This is a genomic window from Granulicatella sp. 572.rep1_STHE (genome assembly GCF_001073445.1).
In the GTDB taxonomy this organism is placed as follows: Bacteria; Bacillota; Bacilli; order Lactobacillales; family Aerococcaceae; genus Granulicatella; species Granulicatella adiacens.
Genome location: NZ_JVBO01000010.1, coordinates 22,514 through 29,746 on the forward strand (window position 1 = coordinate 22,514; position 7,233 = coordinate 29,746).

General features: G+C 32.8%; 7 protein-coding genes. All 7 read left to right on the plus strand.

The window, feature by feature from the left end; genetic code table 11:
- Window positions 1–14 precede the first annotated feature (14 nt).
- The 7 genes from ADH99_RS01360 to ADH99_RS01390 are packed head-to-tail and all read left to right on the plus strand — an operon-like array spanning window position 15 to window position 7,151.
- On the plus strand, window positions 15–722 hold the full coding sequence (locus ADH99_RS01360; RefSeq protein ID WP_049555011.1) for an IspD/TarI family cytidylyltransferase: 708 nt from the start codon (window positions 15–17) through the stop codon (window positions 720–722).
- 1 nt (window position 723) lies between these two features.
- Window positions 724–1,752 carry an alcohol dehydrogenase catalytic domain-containing protein gene (locus ADH99_RS01365; protein ID WP_049555010.1) on the plus strand — a complete coding sequence of 343 codons (1,029 nt, stop codon included), beginning with the start codon at window positions 724–726 and terminating at the stop codon, window positions 1,750–1,752.
- 15 nt (window positions 1,753–1,767) lie between these two features.
- Window positions 1,768–2,607 (plus strand): LicD family protein, encoded by an 840-nt coding sequence (locus ADH99_RS01370; RefSeq protein WP_005606805.1) that lies wholly within the window; start codon window positions 1,768–1,770, stop codon window positions 2,605–2,607.
- Window positions 2,591–3,547: a glycosyltransferase family 2 protein gene (locus tag ADH99_RS01375; protein ID WP_049555009.1), complete on the plus strand. Its 957-nt coding sequence runs from the start codon at window positions 2,591–2,593 to the stop codon at window positions 3,545–3,547. The genes ADH99_RS01370 and ADH99_RS01375 overlap by 17 nt, the downstream gene beginning before the upstream one ends.
- A 14-nt stretch (window positions 3,548–3,561) precedes the next feature.
- Window positions 3,562–4,278: a hypothetical protein gene (locus ADH99_RS01380; protein ID WP_049555008.1), complete on the plus strand. Its 717-nt coding sequence runs from the start codon at window positions 3,562–3,564 to the stop codon at window positions 4,276–4,278.
- Between the two features lie 18 nt (window positions 4,279–4,296).
- Entirely contained in the window at window positions 4,297–5,742 is a 1,446-nt protein-coding gene (locus ADH99_RS01385) for an oligosaccharide flippase family protein (protein WP_005606802.1), read from the plus strand.
- Between the two features lie 35 nt (window positions 5,743–5,777).
- Window positions 5,778–7,151 (plus strand): O-antigen ligase family protein, encoded by a 1,374-nt coding sequence (locus tag ADH99_RS01390; RefSeq protein WP_049555007.1) that lies wholly within the window; start codon window positions 5,778–5,780, stop codon window positions 7,149–7,151.
- The last annotated feature ends 82 nt before the right edge of the window (window positions 7,152–7,233 follow it).

The window sequence follows — 7,233 nt, forward strand, 5'->3', positions numbered from 1 at the left end:
AAGAGGTGTAGAAAATGATTTATGCAGGGATTTTAGCCGGTGGTACCGGAACTCGTATGGGAATCCAAGAAATGCCAAAACAATTTTTACCATTAGGAAACAAACCAATTATTATTCATACAGTTGAAAAATTCTTGTTTGTTCCAGATGTAGATGTTGTCTATGTGGCTGTTCATCCAAACTGGGTGAGCTACTTCAATGATTTATTGGACAAACACATTTTGACAAATAAAGACAAAATCCGCGTGGTGAGTGGCGGGGGTAATCGAAATGATAGTATTTTAAGTATTATTTCAGATATTAAGAATAGCAGCTCGTTTTCTAGTGAAGATGTACTGATTACACATGATGCGGTTCGTCCGTTTGTTTCATACCGCATGATTGTGGACAATATCGAGGCAATGAAAAACTTCGATGTTGCGGATACGGTAGTAATAGCAAATGATACCATTGTGGAATCCGTTGATGGTAAAGTGATCTCTTCCATTCCAAACAGAACACATATGTATCAAGGTCAAACTCCTCAAACATTTAAAATCCAAGCCTTCACTGATTTGTATGATGGTTTGGCAGATGATGTCAAAGAAATTTTAACGGACGCTTGTAAAGTATTCGTGGTGAATGATGTAAAAGTAGCTCTTGTCGAAGGAGAATACTCTAATATCAAAATTACGACCGTTACGGATTTAAAAATTGCGCAAGCGATGTTAGGAGAGATTTAAAATGATTAATCGAGTGTATCAACTCATTCGCCCATCGTTTTTCTCAATTAAATATGAAGATGTATCTTTTTATGAAAAAGATACTGTAGTCGTAAGACCGAATTACTTAGCCTTATGTCATGCAGATCAACGGTATTTTCAAGGGACAAGACCTGCTAAAATTCTTCAAAAAAAATTACCGATGGCATTGATTCATGAATGTTGTGGAATCGTTGTTGCGGACCCAACAGGAACCTATAAGCCAGGAGATCATGTGGTAATGATTCCAAACCAACCACCACGTGACTTTGATCATAATACTGAATTTTACGAAAACTATGTGAATGGAACATACTTCCGTTCAAGTGGTTACGATGGATTCATGCGCGAATTTGTAACGATTCCAATCGACCGCGTTGTGAAATATGAAGAGGTCCCAGATAAAGTTGCTGCCATTTCTGAATTCGTATCAGTGGGAGTTCATGGACTTCGTCGTTTTGATAAAGTAGCCCATAGTCGTCATAATCGTATTGTGGTTTGGGGTTCTGGAAGTTTAGCGTATGTCGTAGCAACGATTGCGAAAGCAAAATTCCCTGAATCAACAATTATTGTAGTAGGGAAAGATCCAGAAAAATTACGTTTATTCTCATTTGTGGATGAAGTATATGATGTGAGCAATCTTCCGGAAGATTTTACCTTCGACCATGCGATTGAATGTGTGGGTGGAAGTGGAACACAAGATGCTTATCGCGAAATTATCAGACATATTCAACCTCAAGGAGCAGTTGTAATGATGGGGGTTAGCGAGTTTGAAGTTCCCCTAAATACACGAGATATTCTTGAAAAAGGATTGACATGGGTCGGCAGTTCTCGTTCTGGTCGTAAAGATTTTGAAGAAGCTGTTCAATTCATGTCTGATCCAAAAGTACATGCACGTTTAAATTTAATTATTTTTGAATCCAATCCAATTCAAGAAATGAAAGATATTTATCATTTCTTTGAGGAAGATAAATTGACGCCATTTAAAACAGTGGCAAAATGGGATATTTAAGAAAGTGGGGAAACAATGGAACCATTACAGGAGAAATGTTTAGAAATGGCAGAATATTTTGTGTCATTTTGCAAACAACATGAATTATTATGTTATTTATGCGGTGGTGGGGCCATTGGAGCACTTCGCCATAAAGGATTTATCCCGTGGGATGATGACTTAGATTTCTTTATGCCACGAAAAGACTATGAAAAACTCATTGAATTGTGGCCTAAAGAAGCGGACGCGCGTTATGTGATGTCAAACAGTGACGAACATTACTTAGACCGTAATTTATTCGTAACGATTCGAGATAAAGAAACGACTTGTGTGAAACCATATCAACAAGATTTAGAGATTCCGCATGGTTTAGCGATTGATATCCTTCCATTAGATTATTATCCAAAATCAGAATCAGAACGTAAGAAACAAGTGAGATGGGCACTGATTTATTCATTATTCCGTGCACAAACGATTCCAGAAAAACATGGTGGTTTGATGAAATGGGGAAGTTTATTCCTATTAGGATTATTCCCAACACGTTCATTACGCTATAAGATTTGGAGCAAGGCTGAGCGCGAGATGACAAAGTATACTCGTGAAGAAAGTGACGGGATTACAGAGTTGTGTGCAGGCCCTGGTTATATGAAAAATAAATATCCAATTGAAAGTTTTGAATCGGCATTGTTCCTACCGTTTGAACAAACAGAGATGCCAATTCCTGTTGGATATGACGCTTATCTAAAAACAGCATTTGGAGATTATATGACACCTCCTCCTGTTGAAAAACAAGTTGCACATCATGATGCTGTATTTGTTGATTTAGAGAATGGATATGAAAAATATAAAGGGGAGTATTATGGAACCAAAAATTAGTATTATCGTTCCTGTTTATAACGTTGAGCAGTACTTAGAACGATGTGTAGAATCTTTAATGAATCAATCCTATAAAAATATTGAGATTCTTTTAATTAATGATGGTTCTACCGACAATAGCGGAAAGCTTTGTGATGAAATTGCGAAACGTGATTCACGAATTATCGTCCACCATAAAGATAATGGTGGGTTGTCCGATGCCAGAAACTACGGTGTTGATAAAGCGACTGCTGATTTCGTTGGATTTGTGGATAGTGATGACTATGTTGATGAAGATATGTATGAAGTCTTACTCTCAAATCTTTTAAAATATGATGCGGAGATTTCTTTCTGTCGATTATATGATGTTTATAACGATCAAGTTCTAAAAGATGAATCAAAGAATGAACCTTACTTAATGACAAGTGAAGAAGCCATTAAGATGGTTCTTGAGGCAAAGATATTTTCAGTAACTGCAGTAAATAAACTCTATAAGAAGAGTTTATTTAATCAAATCCGATTTGAAAAAGGAAAAATTGCTGAAGATGCATTTTTAATGGTGGATCTTTTAAGTAGATGTCAAAAAATTGCAGCTACAGAAGTTCATAAGTATTATTATATGCATCGTGAAAACAGTATTACTACACAAAAATTCACTCCGAAATTTTTAAATGTGATAGAAGCCTATGAAAAGAATGCAAAAATAGTTGCAGAAAAATATCCTAATTTACAATATCAAGCAGATACTCGTATCTGTTGGGCTTATTTCTACGTTTTAGATCGTCTTTTAAAAGATGAAGCGTACAAAGATAGTGCTTTAGAAGCTCAATTAATTCAAAATTTGAAGAAGTATAAGAAATTTATTTTAGGAAATTCTTTATTCAATAATAAGCGGAAATTATCATTCTTATTACTATTGATTCATAAGAATCTATACAAAATAATTATTAAAAGAGTTTAGGGAGTAAACATAAGATGTTAAAATGGCTAAAATCAACAATGGCTCATTTATTAGGGAACCACAAAGAGAAAATTTTAAAGTTGCCTATTATTAAAAACTTAAATGATTTAGCAAATAAGAAGATTGATGGAGACCGTCAACTCTTATTGAAAGAAAATGCTCACCAAATTTTGAAAGAGTTTGAAGAAGTGAATCGTCAGTTAGGACACAAAATTTGGATTGAAGCTGGAACTTTACTAGGTTATGAAAGAGAAGGGGCTATTTTAGCTCACGATATCGATATGGATTTTGCAATGATGAGTCCCAAAGACTCGAATGAATTAGAAACCATTATTGAGTTTTTATCAAAAAGAAATTTTGTATTGAATCGTAAATTAATCTATCAAAATCAAGTGAAAGAAATTTCGTTTTCCTATAATGGGTTAAATGTTGATATAATTTTGTTTGACCGAGTAGACGATAATGTGATTTCTACGACCATGATTTGGTACGGAATGAATGCATTAAATAAACCTGTCAATGTTGAAGCTTTTTATTATGAACTACCTATGGAAGACCTTAAAGAAGTCACTTTTATGGAAGCAAAAACTTATGCGCCAACAAATGCAGTAGATTATTTGAAAGCTTATTATGGTGAGGATTATTTGATTCCAAATACCAATTATGATTGGCGTCAAAATAAGATCTATGTTCCTGTAGATAGTAAAGAAGCAAGAGTAGAATTGATTTAAAACGAAAGAGAGTGTGCAATGAGTAAAAATAACATTAAAGTGAATGCAATAGCGAGTACTTTAGTGAGAATACTAAATATTATTTTTCCATTATTAACAGGACCTTATTTAACAAGAATTTTGGACCCAGAATTATTCGGAGAATTTAATAAAGTAAACTCATTAGCTGCCTGGTTTATTCCTTTTGCTGGATTTGGGGTTTACAACTATGGGATTCGTCTGGTTAGTGGAGTAAGAGAAAATAAGGCTAAAGCATCTCATAATTTTTCTCTTTTATTTTATGCTAGTACATTGAGTTCAATCGTAGTTACATTGGTTTATATTCTGTATATTTGGTTTGCAAATCCTAATAACATGCTATTATACGGGATTTTTATTTTCCAAATTATTGTACAGTTCCTATATGTTGAATGGATGGCAGAAGCGTTCGAAAGCTACAATTTTATTTTGTATAAGACGTTATTTGTTCGTGTATTCATGTTAGTTTCCATCTTCGTATTCGTAAAAAATAGTGACGACATCATTCCTTATGCAATGATTATGACAGTAGCAAACTTCTTAAATTATTTTACAAGTTATATTTATATTCGTAGGAAAGTGAAATTAGTTCGCATTCCATTAAAGGAATTAGTAAAAGTATTTAAGCCTTTGTTTTCAATGCTACTACTTGCAAATGCGAATATGTTATATACGATTTTGGACCGATTATTCCTTTCTTCAGTAAAAAATAATCTTTACATCAGTTATTATACGATATCACTTAATTTATCGATGATGATTACGGGTGTAGTAGTTTCTATTATTATTGTTAGTATTCCGAGACTGGCTAAGTATAATGCCGAAGAACAGTTTGAAAAATTTAATGATTTACAGTTAAAGACAAGTAGACTTTTTCTATTCCTAGTGATTCCGATTTCTATGGGATTAGCCTGTGTTAGTCAATCCATTATATTCTTGTACGCAGGACCGAAATATATATTAGCTGTACCGACTATGATTATTTGTTCGATTCGAATTTTATCATGGACTTTAGATACGATTTTTGCAAATCAGATCATTTTCCTAAAAGGACATGAGTTGAGTTTAACAAGAATTTATTTTGTCGGTGGATTCTTCAATTTGATTTTTAATAGTGCGTTATATATTTTCGGTATAGAAAATCCAGAATATTATATTTTAACGACTGTGTTTGCGGAAGTTATCGTATTATTTTTAGAAGTTAAATTTATTCGAGATCGTTCTTTATACGATATTCGTAAGATAAAAAATAATTTTATACGATATACAATTGCTTCCTTACCTTTTATTGCAATTAAATTAGCCGTTGATTATTTCATTCCATTTGAATATAATTTAACGAAAGGCTTTATGTTAAATACTGGATTGGTAATTGTAGGCTGTGTCGTCTATTACGCATTATTTGCTATTATTTCAGGCGATATTAAAAAAGTAATTAAACTTTAAGGAGGTAAAAGTATACAAGGTTATACAAACTGATTATGAAAATTTTAGACTTTTTCGAGCAAAACTATTTTAAACTTGGAATATCCTATCTATTGTTCTTCACTTTATATATGATGACGAGTATTATTGTTCCACTAAATTTTTTCAATGCTAATAGTTATGTAACAATTTTATTAAGTGGATTAGGAGCACTTTTCGGACTTTATAATATTGTTGTGAAGAAAGCTTTGACTAAAACCAGAGGAATTCGACCTCTAATAGTGTTATTTGTTGTTATCATCATTTCATTAGTGGTGAATATGAAGTACGGATATATTGATAATGTAAAAGACTTAATCGTGTTTTTCGTATATTTCTTTTCAATCTATCCATTTATTAGTTTTATTACTAAAGAACAAGCCAATCAAACTTTATTAAGTGTTGGTGGTGTTCTAGCAGTGTTATCTACAGGGGCGGTTATCGCTTCTCTATTCCAATTTGTGACCTTTGATGGTTATATTATTGAATCCTATAAAGGGAACGTGTTTCGACAAGGATTTATCGATTCTCGTCTGTTTGGGGTATTTACAGATCCTAATATTCAATCTGTGGTTTCACTATTAACCATTACATATTTAGGGTATTTACAAAATAAAGTTTCTAGACCTTTAAAAGTCCTTCTTTATTTAGCAATATTCTGTAACTTTACTTATATTGTCCTTTCTGGTTCTAGAACGGCTTTAATTATTATTTCTGCAGTATTTGTATATATTTTTATCGTTGCAATCTGTAAGAAAGATCGAAAAAAACAAGTTCTAAATGTAATAATGTTTGGTTTAATTACTTTTGGATCATATCATTTAGTTTACCAAGGCTCTCAGGTGATTCTAAAGGCCAATACACAGGTTATTACTAAGATTAATCAAGAACATAAAAATACCGGGAATTATAAAGTTTTAGCAACATTGCAACGAAATGATACCGATGCGAAAAACATTTCAAATAACCGTTTTTCAATTTGGCAGGATGCTATTAAATTCTCAGTGAAAAGACCGATTTTTGGATATACTTCTGGGAATTGGGAAAAAATTGCAAAAGAAATTGATCCAGATAGCTATATTGTTAAAAAGAGCTATAGGGTCCATAACGGATATTTAGAGATTTTATTCTATAGTGGATTCATTGCCCTACTGGCATTCTTCTGGTATGTAGGAAAACCTATTATCAAAACGATCGTGAATGAATTAAAGACGAATAGTCAAAACCTAATTATAGAGTTTATCTTGATTGGATTAATCATCCTAGGTGTGACCAATATGTTTATTAGTGCAACAATGTATGGTTTTTCAATCTTGGGATTAGTGTTACATTTATCGATTAGCTATTTAAATAATGGGTATTTGCCTCAGTTAGAAACTAAAGGCAAATAAAAAGGTCCGGCAGGAATTATGAAGTGCACCCCAAAAGTTAGACACAAAATCTAACTTTTGGGGTGTTTTTATTATGAAATTA